The organism is Paenibacillus sp. Soil724D2 (assembly GCF_001427935.1).
Lineage (GTDB): Bacteria > Bacillota > Bacilli > Paenibacillales > NBRC-103111 > Paenibacillus_E.
Genome location: NZ_LMRY01000059.1, coordinates 198,740 through 215,366 on the forward strand (window position 1 = coordinate 198,740; position 16,627 = coordinate 215,366).

Genomic DNA, 16,627 nt, shown 5'->3' on the forward strand with positions numbered 1-16,627 from the left:
GTGTGAATACTTTATAAATACGAATTGAACTTCTTTATGAAATTTTTTTGGTCCTTTGTAAACATGTAGCCACGTCGTTCGTAGAACTGGTGAGCATGTAATCGAGTTGGATGGGATAACAATTTAATCCCAGAAAATCCATTATTCATTGCCCACTGCTCAAGACGCCCTATCAACATGCTGCCTAAACCTTGATTTCTATACTCTTCTTTAACAACAAATCCTAAGATGTTTACTAAAGAGTCAGAAAAAAGCAACTCATATGGGCTACCATGAATATAACCAATTACCTCGTTTTCTTGTTCATAAACATAGATGATATCTTTTGTTTTCTTTGTGATGATTTCAATCTTCTCTTTTACTATTTCTTCAGAAAAGAAATATAAATTCGGATTAAAGATTTGGTTTAACAAATAAATATCATGATAATCAGTTACCCTAATTTCCCGAACGTTTTTTTCTCTCATTTTTGTACACCTCAATTCGTTATACCAGCATGAACATCTGAAATAATGCTAGACATCTTTTTTGGCAAGACTCTACTCTTGAACTGCCTACCAATGTCTTACAATCAGATTAAAAGAGCTGCTTCTATGCAGCTCTTTTGCTATAGTTCTGCGTTAGTGCAAAGGAGTAATTTACTGGCAAATGTGTTTTTCATAGCGTACATTACCAGTTTCCCCTCCCGCCTTGTCCTGCATGATTAACGGATCGATAATCCTCACGGTTGATTGCTTAACTCACCTTAGCGCTTGGTATTAGTAGTGGCACTTAACGCTCCAGCGGTTAGTAGCCAGTCCTCTTCCATCGGATACATTAGTGACGTGTTGAATACCAGTCCAGCACCCGTAAGGCGCGGAGAGTGTTCCAGCGGCTAGGCTCGCCTTCCACACCTTCCATGTCGAAGTGAACTCGATCGGGGTGAGAGTTCTCGAGCGGCCATTTCCCGTTTTGGTCTTGTTTCTTCGCCACCAGACCGACGGCCTCGGTGACGCGTTCATCGGGTTCTACACCAGCGCTGCGTAAGTAATCCAGACCCCGCAGCACGTCATAATGCCACGTGGTCGGGAACGAGGAACGCATCCAATTTGGATCGATCACCTCGCCGGATGACAGGGACCTCAACATGCGACGCTCCAGAAGGTACTCTTGTGCCCGGATACGGGCTTCGGTCACCGCAGCAGTTTCACCCTTAGCCTTCTCGTACTCTAATAGTCCTTCCAAGATACAGATGGTACTGTGGAACGAGGATCGTCGACTTTGAGGGGCGTCGCAATTCCAGCCTCCGTCCTCAAGCTGCTCACCGAGGAGTCGATCGACTAGCCGACCGCTTGCCTCTCCGAAGTAGGCACCCGCTCCAAGGATCCAACCATTGACACAGGGCTCGGTCTCGCCGTCGAAGTAGGGCCGGCCGCCCATTTGCAGCGGCCAGGTGATGTGGTCACGCACGAGGCCGATCGATCTGCGGGCTTCCTCACCCGACGGATCCAAGCCTATATCCTTCAAAAGCAGCAAGGTGTAGCTCGTGCATAGCCAGTTCCGTGCGTCGGCGTCACCGCCCCAGTTGCCCTCGGAAGATTGCAGGCCGAGGACCCGGGCACCCCAACCTTCCGAAGCAATCCGCGACCGCTCTGCGGCAACACAGTCATCGGGCTCTTCGGTTAAGTCACGCATCACCTGCCAACGGATCGCAGGGTCACCGCCAAGCAGCCACTCTATTACTGATTTCTTTGGCTTCGGGATTTGCCATTCGGAATTTTTTGTAGTCATCTAATGGTCCTCCTTAATTTGGTCAAGTTTATACTACGTATCCTCCTTGGCTGTTTTTGACCATCGCTAAATATTTATATTTTTATATTCGCGAAGTGATTAAACTATCCTGCCCTGCCCGTATGAATCACCCCCTGGAGTGAACGAAGAAAGAGCCAAGGAGCCCAGAATTGGATCCCGCTTCTCGCTCGGCTCTTAGGCAAACATATAACGCCGCCCCGCGTGAGAGTAGGAAAGGGTACCGGATTCAAGAAAAGATTTAAATAAAAAAATAAGAGCCATTGACGGCCCTTATTTATTACTGACATTTTTTCTTTGGTACTGCTGTTGGGTGACTTTTAAATTGGAAAATCTCATCAACAGCTTGATGATACCCACCTGATTTTCGAAAGGATTCCCTCATATCTGCAACAGCTTTCTTGAAAGATGAGAGGCCTAACACATGATCTACGGCATCACGTAGTTGATTTGCAGTCAAGCTTTGCATTTGTAATTGAATGCCTGCTCCGATTTCTGCGACTTGCCCGGCAATGATCGGCTGATCCGCACTTTGCGGGATTACAATTAGCGGAACCCCGTAATAGAGGCCTTCATGGGTACTGTTCATTCCGCCATGTGTAATAAATAATTTAGTGTATTGCAGGACGTCCGTTTGTGGGACATAATTTTTTACGATGAAGTTTTTGGGGATTTCCCCTAAGTCAAAAATTTGGACTTTATTCCCAATTGACATGACAATGGTATGATCCGTGTTCCCAAATGCCTCAAAACAAAGCTTATAGAAATCGATTGCTTGGTTAAAGACAGTACCCAGTGAAATGTAAATTGGGTTTTTCCCCTTGATTGCAGTAAAGTCGAAGTTTTCTTGCGTTAATCGTGAAGAGATGGATGGACCTACAAATTTATAAGTTTGGTCGAATGCTTCTCCATAAGGTTGAAACTCCCTTGTTGTATAAACGATTGAAAGTGGTGCAGGATTACAAAACACTTCGTAAGGAGAATGGACCTCCACATCATATTTTTCCTTCACCATTGCCGTCAGGCTTTGAAATTTATCGTTTATAGGTTTAACTATTTCTGTAGGGACTTTTATGGAAAATTGCTCCAACATTTTATCGAATGAACCTTTTGTCTGTGCAAAAGAAGTACAAGAGTTGATTGCAGGAAGTTTAAGAATTTGAGCAAGTAAACGTCCACAACCAAACATGGAATCATGGATGATGTAATCAAAATGCTCATCTTTGATCTGTTCAAGAACGCTTGGTATGACGATATCTGCCGTAAGTAAAAGACCGTTGATTCTTTCGGGCAAATAATCTCTTCCACCTGAGATAAAGGCTCTTATAAATTTTTGATCGTCAAATGTTCGTACTGAAGCTCCCGTCTTCTCAATACGTTCCCGAAAAGCTTCTATAGAAAAGTACACTACCTCTTCTCCACGTGAAATAAGCTCTTGCACAACGCCAATAGTTGGATTGATATGTCCCTCTGATCCACCATTAATAAATAAAACACGCGCCATTTCTACAACTCCTTAGGTATACTGTTCTCTTGAAAAACTCAAAACTTTAATCACCATATTTTTCACTATTCTGCCCGTCCCTCGGTTCAATAAAAAGAGCAGGTCAATAATTGCCTGCTCTTTCCTAATTTTAATTTTGTCATCTTGTAGAATAGCAAGTCAACTTATGACCGCCTCTTCCACATTTCTCTCTAGTTCAAATATCAATATTATTTCTTCTTTTTACTAGCGTCGAGTTCTGCTTCGATTTGGGAGACTTTTGAAGACTCCCCCATACGCCAGTAGACGAAAAAACTAATGGCAATACAAGCAGCTACGTAATAGTAGAAAAGCGACTCAGCCCCAATGCTCTTGAACCATAATGCAATGAACTCCGCAGTTCCACCGAATACCGCGACGGTGAGTCCGTAGGGAAAACCCACGCCAAGAGCACGAACTTCTGTCGGGAAGAGTTCGGCTTTCACGATTGCATTGATGGAAGTATATCCAGTGACAATAATGAGACCCACCAGCATGAGCAAAAAAGCACCGATAGGGTTCTTCGCATCCTCCAGGATCAGGAACAGCGGCACTGTCAGCAATGTTCCAAAGATTCCGAAACAGAGCAATAACGGGCGCCGTCCAATCCGGTCGGATAACATGCCAGCAAGCGGCTGAAGTACGACGAATACCAGCAGGGCAATAAAGTTGATCCAACTTACAACCTCCTTTTGGAGCCCCACCGTATTTACCATGTACTTCTGTAAATACGTCGTGTAGGTATAGAAGGCGACGGTTCCGCCGAGTGTTAGTCCAATTACTGTCAGCACCGCCTTAGGGTGCTTCATCAAAGCCCGAACCGTTCCAGCGCTAGCCCGGCTTTCAGAACTCATTTTTGAAAACTGTTCCGATTCATCCATCGTGCGGCGCAGCCATAATACGGCCAAAGCTCCCAATGCTCCGATAACGAAAGGAATACGCCAGCCCCAAGACTTCAGATCAGGTTCACTGAGTACTTGCTGGAGGATGATCTGCACTCCCAGTGCCACCAGCTGTCCGGCAATAAGTGTGACGTACTGGAAGCTCGAGTAGAAGCCTCGGCGGCCACTGGTAGCCATCTCGGACAAGTACGTTGCCGAGGTTCCATACTCTCCTCCTAGCGACAACCCTTGGAGCAGACGGGCAAGAACCAAAATAATAGGAGCCAGCACGCCAATGGTACCATAACTCGGGGTGCAGGCAATGATCAGGGAACCACCGGCCATGACGGAGATGGAAAGCGTCAGCGCTGCACGCCGGCCATTACGATCAGCGTAACGGCCTAGCAGCAGGCTCCCTATCGGGCGCATTAAAAAGCCGACGGCGAAGATCGCAGCTGTGTTTAGCAGTTGGCTAGTCGGATCTCCCTTGGGGAAGAACTGGGACGAGAAATACACTGCGAAAGCAGTATAAACGTACCAGTCGTACCATTCTATCAGATTTCCAACCGATCCTTTGAAGATGTTGCCTGTGATCCTTCGTATCTTTGCGCGCTCAATGGACTGAGTCATAGTTATATTCTCCTCCTGAATTGTCGGTGTTAGATCACTAATGAGCTCATTATAACAAGGTTTTAATCGGTTGGAAGCGCTTTATATCCAAGATGTATGATAGTCAACCTAAGATGTTATAGTTCGATCCTGAAACGCAATCCCCTTACTTTGTTAATTCATTCAATTAAACTTCCCTTTGATTTGAACTATTATTCTCAGTTAGCGCCATAGAGAAATCGGCTATGCGATGAAGCTTCTCTTTGTCGGTGGAGGTTCGGCAATAATCTGCTACGTTCGGTTAAAGCTTTCTTCAACCTCGACGTCTACTTCGGTTGCTGCTAGACTTTACTTTGGCATGGAGAATCGAGAATGCGACAAAAAAAGAAAACCCGCTTTTTAGAGCGGGTTTCCTTCGTTTTGGTAGCTGATACATTAACCAATATTAAGTGCTTATCAGCGCCGAACATTTTGCAAAAGCTCTTTTCTTTTCCAGATCAAAAGCATTAGCCCAGCGAGATACCAATCGAAGCATTATCGTCGGGGGTACCGAGCCAATAGCCATAAGCTATGGCTACCTCAACAAAATGTTGTAAAACATCTGGCGCAGGAGGGCCCGGTGGCACAGTATCAACGGGACGGCCAATTTCATTAAAAAATTCTCCCATTCTCACAGTCGATACGACTAACAATGTTACTATTTCGTTAGAGGAATTTCTCCAAGCGTGCTTTACATTTTCCGGAATATCAACAGTATCACCCGCCTTAACAGCTTTCCAACTGTCTTCCGTGAAAGCTTCGAGTTCACCTGAGAGAACAACAAAGGTTTCGCGATCTCCATGACTGTGAACAGGAACAATAACACCTGGTGGAACTTCAGCCTTCATAATGGAATAATCCCTATTTTCTGATAACTCCGTTAAGAGTTGAATACGTGGTCCCATTACATCCAAAAATGTTGACATAAATATTAGCCTCCTATTTTAAACATAAATTTTTCGCTGATTCTTATTAGCGACTTCCAGTTTGTCATATTTAAGCTTGTACTATTCTTGTCCGCGAACAAATGCTATTATGAATCAAAAGTGACATTTTGAAAAGTACACACCTTTTTGTTATATAGTAACTAAAAGGTGATAATTGAAATCGGGAGATGGTTATCAAACATGAAAACTTATTATTGTGACCTAGAGGTTTCTTTGGAGATAATCGGAGGGAAATGGAAGGGACTTATTTTGTACTATTTGATAAAGGGCCCTAAACGAACAAGCGAATTAAAAAGACTTGTGCACAGTATTTCTCAAAAAATGCTTATTCAAACACTTCGAGAACTAGAAACTGACGGACTCATACGTAGGAAGATGTACAATCAAGTACCTCCTAAAGTTGAATATTCAACTACTGAACTTGGTCAATCGCTTGAACCAATCCTGAGAGAGCTTTGCAGTTGGGGAGGAAATTATGCAGAGAAAACGTTTGCTCAGGGTGAGTATCAAATTTTGTATATAGATTAAGAAAATAACAATATATCCATGTATGTTCTTGTCAAAATCGGGAATGTCCTAATGTTCTAGTCATCTGATTTTCACAAGCTAAAATAAAAAAGCTCCCGCCTCTTAAAAGACGAGAGCATGATTCCCGTGATACAGTTGCCACAAATGTGACGTTTTACCGTTGATAACGGGGCCTCCCCGACGTTCCTTCTAAATTGCGGAACATTAGAACGCCTTGTGCCTTTGTCGATAAACTGGTAAATTCCCGAGATTATATTTTCGTGAACCTTCTCATTCGAAATGAACAGGTTCACAAAATCATCTACAACCTCAACTTCAACCTCAATCATCATTGCCCTCATCCTCCAAGAAAGGTTAGTTTGTCAGTTCTACAATCTTTGTCGCGATATTCTTACAAAACTCGCTGTCATGCTCCACGAATAGAATGGTTGGGGTATGCTCAAGCAGCAGTTCTTCGATTTGCATACGCGAGATGACGTCAATAAAGTTAAGCGGTTCGTCCCAAATATGCAAATGCACTTGCTCGCTCAGGCTTTTGGCGATCAGCACCTTTTTCTTCTGGCCGCCGCTAAACGCCGACATATCCTTTTCAAACTGGGGTCTGGAGAAATCAAGCTTCCTAAGAATCGATTTAAACAAACTTTCGTCAATTCCATGCTCCCTAGCATAGTCCGACAAATTTCCACGAAGGTGGGAAGTATCCTGCGATACGTACGATATTCGAAGCTGGCTATCCTTCCGTAAACTTCCGGTGTAGCTTAGCCCCTCACCACATATCAGCTTAAGAATCGAAGATTTTCCCGAACCGTTCGGGCCTATTAGCGCAATGCTTTCGCCCGGCTCAATCGTAAAGCTTACATTCTCGCATACCTGTCTTTCCCCGTAATAAATCGAAACTGCATCCAGCTCCACAAGTTGAGGCTTATGATAAGAGATCTGTGTAATCTCCAGATTTTCTGAGCTTTCAATATTTTTCAGAAGCTTGGATTTCTCTTCGATGGCCGATTGCTGCCTTTGTTCAATCGATTTCGAGCGTTTCATCATTTTGGCGGCTTTGTGGCCTACATAGCCTTTGTCGATTTTCGAGCCGGAATTTCTTGTGCCGTTTTTGCTTTTTTCTACTGCATGCGCCCAATTCCCAGTACGTCTGGCCGAATCGGACAACCGTTTGATGTCCTTACGGAGTTTTTCGTCCGTCGCAAGTTCGAACTGATCTTGCCTCCGTTTATTTTCCCACCAGCTCGAAAAATTGCCTTTCTGGATCTCGATATTGGTTTTGTTGATGGAGAGAATGTGATCGACGCAATGATCGAGAAACGCTCTGTCATGAGAAACAAGAATGAACCCACTCTTTGATCTTAAATATTGGCTTACAAGCTTCCTCGCATTCATATCTAGGTGGTTTGTCGGCTCGTCAATGAGCAGGAAGCTGTTTTCCTTAATGAACAAGGTCGCTAGCAGCACCTTGGTCTGTTCGCCGTTGGACAACGAATTGAAAGGGCGATACAACACGTCCTCGGACACTTTTAGTAGCGAAAACTCCCGTATTAATTGCCAGTGCTCATAGTCCGGGAAAATATCTTCAATTACTTCATACGTAAGACTTTCCTTGCGCTCCACATGGAATGGAAAATATTCAAACTCTACCTGCGACGAAATATAGCCGCTGTATTCATGTTTGCCGAGTAATAGTTGGAGAAACGTCGTTTTCCCACGGCCATTTCTCCCTGTAAAGCCCAATTTCCAGTCAGTATCCATCTGAAAACTGACGTTCTCAAAGATGTTGTCGTAGCTGCCTTCATAGGCAAAGGTCAGGTTTGATACGTTAATAATAGACACTCCGATATCCTCCTTTGTCGAAAAAAAATTGAGCTGCAAGAAAGTTACCTTTCCTGCAGCTCAAAAAAATACGACAAATTCAACCCGGGCCAGGGTATGAAAAAGGATCTATTTTGAGAGAGAAGAATAAGGTAACTTTCTTGCCAATCAGGAATAAAACAAGCACTGTTCTATTCTTAGAATAAGGGCAAGAAATATTACATTATCCTCTTCATCTCCAATCGTTAAATGTAGCTGAATATTATCATATTCTTTTCCTTGTTGCAACTTCCATTAGGTTGTGTTGAATATTTATTTTTCCACGCAACGTCTATATACCTAATTGGTATGGAGCTCTGCATTACGAACCCGTCGACAAACCCATCATACCGAGGCGCTCCTTTTTTGACAAAGGCTATATCTTAGCTCTAACAGGAATGCGACACTCCAAGAGGCGTCAATTCCGCGCGGCCTCCGCCCGGAGTGACTGCCCGCAGCGCGGACAATAACGTGTTTTTGGCGGGCACTGCGTGTCACATGCTTGGCAGTTTAGCGGACGCTCGACGTCCGCATCGTCTATCAACCGGTTCGCGCTCAGCGCAGGATTCAGCAGCGTCAGCGCTTGTATTTCTTCCACTGTGCCGGAACGGATAAGCAGGAATAGCAACAGGAGTCCAGCTGCACCGACTGCAGCCATGCCAACCACCCTCAGCGCTCCGCTTGCGAACTGGAAATCCCAGAGCATGTGCAGCAGAATGCTCGCGCTAACCAGTCCCGCCACCATTAGCCATACGCTTAACCTGCCAGACGATGTCGAGGCCTTCGATAATCCGATCCCAATGCCTGCTGCCGCAAGGAGAGGCTGTGTGCTAACAGTACTGCAGATTTTCCAGCAAATGCTAAGGAAGCTTGACTACAAACTCGCTTATATAGTAGGAAGTGGTTATGGATTCGCCAAATTCGAATTCAGCAGAATCAGCATATTTACCGCCCTTAACACTAATCTGCATGGGCAATGGTTCGTGACCTTCTGGCAGCCATCTGGCACTCGCCTTGTATCGGCCGATCGGCACATGATCGATACCCGCGCCGCCTGGGACCGGGCCGCCCCGTTTAATCAACGTTTGGCCTGTGCTTCCGTCAAGCAATGGTCCTACAGGCGTAAGTGTAATTTCAAGATCGCTCATATCGAACTCAGGCAGGCTGTCATCGAAGGATGAAAAATTAGGATAAACAAAAATATGACCGTCGAATTTCTTCCAAGTAAAATCTCGGACAGCTCCTGTGCTTCCCGCAAGCGGACGATCGACGTCAGCTGCTAAATGGAATGTGAAGTTTTTGCCGTTAAACTCTTTGGTGATGTTAGCTCCCATTCGATAGGTTGTTGCGATTTGCGGTAATTCAATCCGATAGTGTCCTGATTCATCGGTGACTGCAAGGAGATTGCTGTCATAAAGCAAGGTGTTATCCGCAAAGATCTCAACGTCTGGTATCGGATTGCCCTTCGCGTCCCGTACGTAGCCTTTCACGACGTATGGTTCAACTTCCTCTACAGATGGTACGGGCGCCGGCGTTGGTTCCGGTGTTGGTTCCGGTGTTGGTGCTGGCGTCGGTGCCGGTGTTGGCGTCGGTGTTGGTGCCGGCGTTGGCATCGGCGTTGGCGTCGGAACCGGCACAGGGTCCGGATTCGTGCCAGGGGCGGCATCCTCGATCCGAATCGTCCAAACATTGCCGCTACTGGAGAAGACAACATTGTAGCCGCTGCTCTCCGACACGAAGCGCAATGGTACCATCGTGCTTCCGTCAATGATCTGGGCAGGTACATCCAGGGCGACAGCTTTTCCGTTTACGATTGCATTCGTATTATTAATCGTCAATTCGATGGAAAGGCCGTTCTTCGTTCCAATCGCCTTCCGGACAGCTCCCTCTTCCACCCATTGCACCGTAAAGCCTAGGGTTTCAAACAGTTTGCGGAATGGGACAAGCGTGCGACCGTCTTTCACGATCGGTTGCGCATCGTTAAAGTGAAGCTCTGCCCCTTTGAAAAGCACATGGATCGCAATATCTTTCGTTCCATCCTCAGAAGCAGGGACGGGAGCCGGAGCAGGGCTCGGCGTCGGTGCTGGCGTTGGGTTAGGCGTCGGGTTTGGGTTTGGAGCCGGTGAGGGTGCCGGACTCGGTAACGGCGCTGGCGTCGTAGTAGGAGCAGGCGTCCCATCCGAAATCATTGGCTTCTTGTATTTAATCGGTTTGGAAACTATCGCACCTTGCGTTGTCTCGATTTCCAGCACATAAGACTGCGTTTCCTTAATCGTGCCGTTGTCGCTGGCATACAAGTCGAACGTAAGCTGCCCTTGGAACTCGCCAACCGGCTCCTTCACATCTTTTCGAAAGCCCGGGTTAATAATTTCGCTTTCATGGGTTATCGCGCCGTCTGCAGATGTAACCGTTATGTCCTTTACGATGCCGAGCAGCCAGCCGGTCGTAGCACGGTTTGTTCTCCACACCCCTTGATAATTATCCTTGCCGTAATCATCGGTAGAGCGGAGTACAACCGCATTAATGACCGTTTTCTGTGCTAAGTTCAGCACAAGCTTGAAGTGGCCATCCTTATTGCCCTCCGGCTTGAAGTCAGCAGCGCCGACAACATCAGACGCCGTATCGAGCAGACTAAACTCCTTGATCGCAACTCCCGCAGGTGAGGTTTCTCCGAAAGCGCCAGCGACTCCGCCATACGACAAGCAGCCCGCCAGCACAAGGGATAGAGCTGAATTCCAAATTCTTTGTTTTTTAACCGTAACCATCATGATCATTCTCCTTCTCCCAATTCATTTTTACAAAGAAATAATTCCTTTAATTTTTGCAGCCGGCCCTTTATTATATCTCCCTGTACAAATTAGAAAGCCCATTCCTACATACGATAGACCCCAGAAGAAGGCAAACCACTTGTCGAGCCATGGAAGTCCGAATGAGACCAGCATAATGACCACCAGGATAACCGTCCAACGCGGAAACACTTTTGCGCGGAAGGTTAGAACCGCAAGAATAATTGTCCCCAGCAGCATCCCCATGCCCGAAACTCCTCCCATTCCCGATCATTAGGAGTAAGGCTGCAATAAATCCAAGTACCCCGGTTTCACGTGACTGGGACATGTAAAGCGCGATGGAGCTGATGGCCATCAACATACAGGCCATAAATCCGCAAATAACCTCCGGCGTACTATCATCTCCCCAAATGAGGGACGACGGCGTCATCCCCATTCTGATGATTCCTGCCAATAGGCAAAGAAACCCAAGCCACTTGACTACTCTCTCCAATGTCATTCTTTCATCCTCCGTTTGATTTCGATTTATGTAATCATCATAACAAACCTGTATTCCCGTTTTGGAGAGTAGCTCTTCCTGAGTGCTGCGGGAAGTTTCATAGGTAATTTCGGGAAACGATCACGATCTTATAGAGCCACTATGAAAGTCTAAGCACTAAATGCGTATTGCAATTATGCGGTCCGATGACTCCCGCTCCACCGACAACAATAGAGGCTCTAAACCGCTATCATTTTACGGCCAATACCTACGCCTTCGTCGTTATCGATTGTGTACCCGGCAATGTTGAAGGACAAGCAAGAAGCCAGCAAACTCAAGGGTTTGCTGGCTTCTTCTTGAAAGTAAAATGACAAATTATGTTTTGAAGTAGTGGAGGTGTTCAAAATGTCTAACATACAATTAAGTTTTGAAGTACTTATATTAACTTCAAATTGAATAACCTCGCCATCATGCAAATTGCTCTATTACACACCTTCGTACCGCACGCCATACATAAAGACGAGCGAAATCAATCCTTTTGTAGGTCGGCCTTGTGATGTAATTTCAATAATTAGATCGTATCTGGCTTCTTGCAGTCCAGAAGTCGTAAACTGAAATTCCAGCTCGGTCCGGCCAACGTGGCAATCCTACTGCTCCAAGGAAGCCGCAATTTGTGATCCTGGTGCTATCACCCATCCGTTTGGCAAATGCCATTTCACTTGTAGCCACTGCTGCATAAACAGCTGATTTTCTGAATAAGCTTAATGAATTTTGGAACACCATCTTGAATAAACGGCACTTCCTTGTAATCGACGATTACCGCGAAAATAGTGAAGTACGTACGCCACTTGAAAAGGGCTTTGCTGCAGCTTGTAGGCAAAACTCCGCTGCAGCCAGGCAATCACTCGTTCTCCAAATATGGGAAACACTATAAAAAGAGGCACTTCCATCGCTAGGAAGCACCCAAAAAATTAGAAACTTTGGACAAAAACTATCACAATAACATAGTTGAATATATTATTTATGCTCCTGGCGTTGGAGTGGCTCTGAATGCATTTACAGTCTTGTCCATAATAACCTGTGCATCACTTCCCGAATCAAGAATTGTATTTTGAAGCGATTCTTTTTCTACCAATACTGTTGTTACGGTAAGCGGCTCTGATGCTTCGGTAGTCAACAAAGCGTCTACTTGCGCAGAGAAACAAGAATCACTTATCTTGGCATGAACCTCCGTGGCAACAACATGATTATTAGAAATATAATTTCCATTACCCGAAACAATACGTATGATTACAGGTGTTGCACCTACCGGCTTGATGTTCTGAGTATTAATTCCTTCAGAAAAGTGATTAGCAATTACAGAATTATTATTGCCACTGATATATAGGAGACCATACAAATCATCTAAACCATTGTCAATTCCCAGAAAAGGGGTCCAAGGTTCATGGTCACGTAAAAAGTGATTTGAAGAAACCAAGTTTTCCGAACAATTTTCCCTGAATACCACCATTCCTGGATAAAATGAATGAAGTCTATTATTTGTGATACTGGAACGTGTCACACCATCAAAATAGATACTGCTCGCACCTCGTGGAAAAACATTATTCGCTGTAATCAAAAGTCCACCAAAATTTTGAGCGTAAATTGAATACCCTTTAAAACCGGCTCCTATCAAGTTATCGGTTATTTTTGAAGCCTGTCCCCAACCTCGTAGTTCTATACAGTTACCACATTCAGCTATGAAATTATCATGTATAGTCAGTGCATCTGCATGATAAATAGTAATTCCATGCTCTAAATACACAAACCCCATGCCTGTAATCCGAAATGAGTCACAAGCACTTGCAACATAAATACCCGTTTTCCCGTTAGTGTATGTGTTTTCCGGATTTGTTTCTCCTGAACCATATTCAATAAAATGCAAACCATCAATACAAAAGTCAGAAAACTCTACCGAACTTATTCGGGGATTTCCACTTCGTTCAACATAAAATGCAGCTCCTTTATATTCCTCGTCATTTACTTCTAGGGGAATATCTACGAGTATGCGACTTCCTCCCGGCCACAATTCATGCAAATCCGCCCATTCATTCTCAGAAGTATTAAAACGAATACTCGAAGATGTAAACCCGTGTCCAGAACCCATAATTTTAAGATAACTGATGTCTATAACTACTTGACTGCCAAGATGATAATCTCCCGGTGGAATATAGATAACCGCACCCGGCTTTCCGCCTTTATTCACATCAGTGTCCGTTTGCCTACTTTTAATATCTGCTATAATGCTATTGATTACCTCACCAATATCCTCATACGGATTACCGACAGGCCACTCTGTTACGTCGTAATAATTTTTACTAGCCATAAATAAATTCTCCTATCCATTTAGTGTAAATTCTTATATGGTCAAAAAGATCGCTAATATCCTTGCCAAGAAGGCAGGATGAGGCGATTTTCTTACTTTCACAGAAACAATAGGCCCTTCGGTTTATTCGTTAGATGTTTTCAACGCCTTCAAACCAAGCGCCAACGCCCCGCACAGTCCGCCATTATCCCCTTTTGGATGAGATCTCGAAATCTCTGGAATTAGCAAACATTACTTGGTTCGTCTCTTTCAAAAAGCGTTTAGTATGAGTCCGATTCAATACCATGCGTGTGCATGCAGCACGACATTTGATCCAATTTACCACCGACCCGCTTACCATCATCGCCGAGAAGATGGGCTTTCCAAGCATCTAAGCATTCATGCATTCAGCAGCAGATTTTTATTCCATACACATCATACTACTTATGATCACCGCCAAATTGATTCGAGTTTCCAAACGTTTAATGAAAGCATTTTAACCTTTCCTCCACGGCAAAAAATATCAATCCCCGTACTCGCTGGATCAGGATAGATATTGTTTGACATCACGGAGCGCCCTTCATTTGCATAGATTTCTATACATGTAGTATCAACAAAAATTTGCAATGCTACCAAACCATTAGCCATTGTCTCGAGCGTGCACGTTCGCACGCCTTCACTAAACGAGTCTGAATGGGATCTATCAAACCGGAGTACCTTGGAGTTGACATCGTAGGATATCAAGGTTTCTTTACCGTCTTCAGAACATCTCAATCGCAATCCGAATTCTTCCGCATCGCAATCTTCCAATGAAAACTTCACCATGATCTCCATACAATCGCCATTCATTTCTTTGGGAACGGGTCTTCGTCCTTCCTCAACCAACACATTCTCTACTACGTAATGCTCTTTACGCAAAGTTTGCAATTGTTCAACCGGAAGAAACTTCAAACGTCCGCCTGTATCCAATTCAACCGTTCTCGGAAGAGACATGGCCCCGCACCAATAGTTTGCTTTCGTCGGACCGAACGACTTAAACCACGGCATCCAATCCCAAGCGTTCAACCAACCTATAATAATTCGTCTTCCATTTTCATCAAGGAAAGATTGAGGAGCATAGTACTCGAACCCGCAATCCACTTCTCCACAATAATCCCAAGTAAATTTCCCGCTACTATAATCTAATGAACCAGTTAAATAAATCGCTTTTTTTTCACCCATTCCCATTGGGGAGAACATTAGTACATAACGATCGCCAAGCTGAAAAATATCCGGACATTCCCACATCGTACCCATCGTACCGTCACTCTCAGCCAATACACTTACATACTCCCATACATACAGGTCATTCGAGCGATAAAGCAAAGCTCTTCCTTTTCCATCTTTACTTGAACCTACGACCATATACCATTTATCTTCGTGTTTCCATACTTTCGGATCCCTGAAATCAGAGGAACTCCCTTCTGGAGGAACAGAGATAACCGGATTTCCTACATATTTTTGAAATGTCACGCTATCGGTACTGGAAGCTAAACATTGGGTTTGAATGACACGCCCTTCCTTCATAATCGTGCCGGTGTAGATCAAAGTCAATATCCCGTTGTCATCGACGGCGCTTCCGGAAAAACATCCGCCTTTTTGGTCAAGATCATAGACTTCACTTGGCGCAAGTGCAATAGGAAGGTGTTCCCAATGAACCAAATCTTTACTTTTTGCATGGCCCCAATGCATCGGACCCCACTCGGCTGAATAGGGGTGGAACTGGTAAAACATATGATATTCTCCTTGATAGTATATAAGCCCGTTAGGATCGTTCATCCAATAGGCGGGAGGCATAAAATGAAACTTTAAGCGCATAGGGTCTTTACCCACATGTTCCTTTATAGTTGCAGCCGATTGTTCTGCTTTACCTAACATGAGATTATGGAACGTATGGTGATCATATTGCATCAATATTTCCTCCACTCTTTATTTCATCATTCAAATTTTCTCTATTCTTTAACAGCACCCATTGTCATTCCGCGAACAATGTATTTTTGCATGACAAACGAAAACAGCATGACAGGCACGCTAAATATGGTTGCCGCAGCCGTCATGGGGCCTAGATCCAAACCGTAAGCTGTTAAAAACTCTGAAATTCCTACTGGCACCGTTTTGGCCGAAGTGCTTGTTAAAAGTAATGCGAACAAGAAATCATTCCAGGAAAGCATAAAGCTAAAAATTGAGGTAGTTGCGATTCCAGGCAGCGAGATCGGTAAGATAATACGCATAAAAGTTCCAAACATCCCGCATCCGTCGACACGCGCAGATTCATCAAGTTCTTTTGGCAAATTGTCAAAAAAACCAATCATCATCCAGATAACAAACGGAATGTTTATGCTGGTATAGACTAAAACTAATGCTAATTTTGTATCCATTAAACCTAATTGCCCAATAATGCGATACATCGGTATTGCAACACTAATCAGAGGCGTCATACGAACACCTAAAGTAAAAAGTAGAAATAAATTCCCTAACTTTGATGCAAATCTGGTTAAGCCATAAGCAGCTAATGAACCCAGAAAAACACTCAATAATGTACCTGACATTGCAGTTATAAGACTGTTAACAAAATATTTTCCGATTGCCAGTTGATGAAACAAGGCATTGTAATTGGCTAAAGTAAACACAGAAGGCAACAACGTAGGGGTTGTGGAAATCACTTCCCTTGGCGGTTTCAGTGAAGATAACACAAGGTAAGCGTATGGAAATAAAGTAACAACCAAAAAAATACATGAGATGACGAATACAAATAAACCGGCAACTCTGGATTTTTGTTTACTCATGGTAATAACCATCTTGCTGATCT

General features: G+C 44.3%; 13 protein-coding genes. 1 reads left to right on the forward strand and 12 read right to left on the reverse strand.

What is annotated here, in order from left to right; all coding sequences use genetic code 11:
- Nucleotides 1–11: 11 nt before the first annotated feature.
- The 5 genes from ASG85_RS34420 to ASG85_RS34440 all read right to left on the reverse strand — a co-directional run bounded on the left by ASG85_RS34420 (nucleotide 12) and on the right by ASG85_RS34440 (nucleotide 5,765).
- Nucleotides 12–467, reverse strand: coding sequence for a GNAT family N-acetyltransferase (locus ASG85_RS34420; protein ID WP_060649237.1), 456 nt, complete (start codon nucleotides 465–467; stop codon nucleotides 12–14).
- Nucleotides 468–816: 349 nt separating this feature from the next.
- A complete protein-coding gene (locus ASG85_RS34425; RefSeq protein WP_060649238.1) occupies nucleotides 817–1,770 on the reverse strand; it encodes a hypothetical protein in 954 nt (317 codons plus the stop codon).
- 298 nt (nucleotides 1,771–2,068) lie between these two features.
- Nucleotides 2,069–3,292: a macrolide family glycosyltransferase gene (locus ASG85_RS34430; RefSeq protein ID WP_060649239.1), complete on the reverse strand. Its 1,224-nt coding sequence runs from the start codon at nucleotides 3,290–3,292 to the stop codon at nucleotides 2,069–2,071.
- Between the two features lie 209 nt (nucleotides 3,293–3,501).
- Nucleotides 3,502–4,821 (reverse strand): MFS transporter, encoded by a 1,320-nt coding sequence (locus tag ASG85_RS34435; protein WP_057307771.1) that lies wholly within the window; start codon nucleotides 4,819–4,821, stop codon nucleotides 3,502–3,504.
- Between the two features lie 485 nt (nucleotides 4,822–5,306).
- A complete protein-coding gene (locus tag ASG85_RS34440; protein WP_060649240.1) occupies nucleotides 5,307–5,765 on the reverse strand; it encodes a cupin domain-containing protein in 459 nt (152 codons plus the stop codon).
- Nucleotides 5,766–5,966: 201 nt separating this feature from the next.
- Here ASG85_RS34440 and ASG85_RS34445 point away from each other — a divergent pair, with 201 nt between their 5' ends.
- A complete protein-coding gene (locus tag ASG85_RS34445; RefSeq protein ID WP_060649241.1) occupies nucleotides 5,967–6,314 on the forward strand; it encodes a winged helix-turn-helix transcriptional regulator in 348 nt (115 codons plus the stop codon).
- 71 nt (nucleotides 6,315–6,385) lie between these two features.
- On the opposite strand, the gene ASG85_RS34450 is transcribed toward ASG85_RS34445, so the two are convergent.
- The 7 genes from ASG85_RS34450 to ASG85_RS34495 form a co-directional block, all read right to left on the reverse strand.
- Nucleotides 6,386–6,646 carry a hypothetical protein gene (locus ASG85_RS34450; protein WP_060649242.1) on the reverse strand — a complete coding sequence of 87 codons (261 nt, stop codon included), beginning with the start codon at nucleotides 6,644–6,646 and terminating at the stop codon, nucleotides 6,386–6,388.
- Between the two features lie 22 nt (nucleotides 6,647–6,668).
- Nucleotides 6,669–8,153, reverse strand: a complete 1,485-nt coding sequence (locus ASG85_RS34455; RefSeq protein WP_060649243.1) for an Lsa family ABC-F type ribosomal protection protein — start codon at nucleotides 8,151–8,153, stop codon at nucleotides 6,669–6,671.
- A gap of 878 nt (nucleotides 8,154–9,031) precedes the next feature.
- The gene (locus ASG85_RS38515; RefSeq protein WP_082588344.1) at nucleotides 9,032–10,939 is read right to left on the reverse strand and encodes a stalk domain-containing protein; all 1,908 of its coding nucleotides are present in this window, start codon (nucleotides 10,937–10,939) and stop codon (nucleotides 9,032–9,034) included.
- Nucleotides 10,940–11,009: 70 nt separating this feature from the next.
- Nucleotides 11,010–11,456: a hypothetical protein gene (locus tag ASG85_RS38520; RefSeq protein WP_156397050.1), complete on the reverse strand. Its 447-nt coding sequence runs from the start codon at nucleotides 11,454–11,456 to the stop codon at nucleotides 11,010–11,012.
- A gap of 1,000 nt (nucleotides 11,457–12,456) precedes the next feature.
- Nucleotides 12,457–13,800, reverse strand: a complete 1,344-nt coding sequence (locus ASG85_RS34485) for a NosD domain-containing protein (RefSeq protein WP_060649248.1) — start codon at nucleotides 13,798–13,800, stop codon at nucleotides 12,457–12,459.
- Nucleotides 13,801–14,229: 429 nt separating this feature from the next.
- Nucleotides 14,230–15,729, reverse strand: a complete 1,500-nt coding sequence (locus ASG85_RS34490) for a glycoside hydrolase family 32 protein (protein WP_060649249.1) — start codon at nucleotides 15,727–15,729, stop codon at nucleotides 14,230–14,232.
- Between the two features lie 41 nt (nucleotides 15,730–15,770).
- Nucleotides 15,771–16,616 (reverse strand): carbohydrate ABC transporter permease, encoded by an 846-nt coding sequence (locus ASG85_RS34495; protein WP_200957503.1) that lies wholly within the window; start codon nucleotides 16,614–16,616, stop codon nucleotides 15,771–15,773.
- Nucleotides 16,617–16,627: the final 11 nt, after the last annotated feature.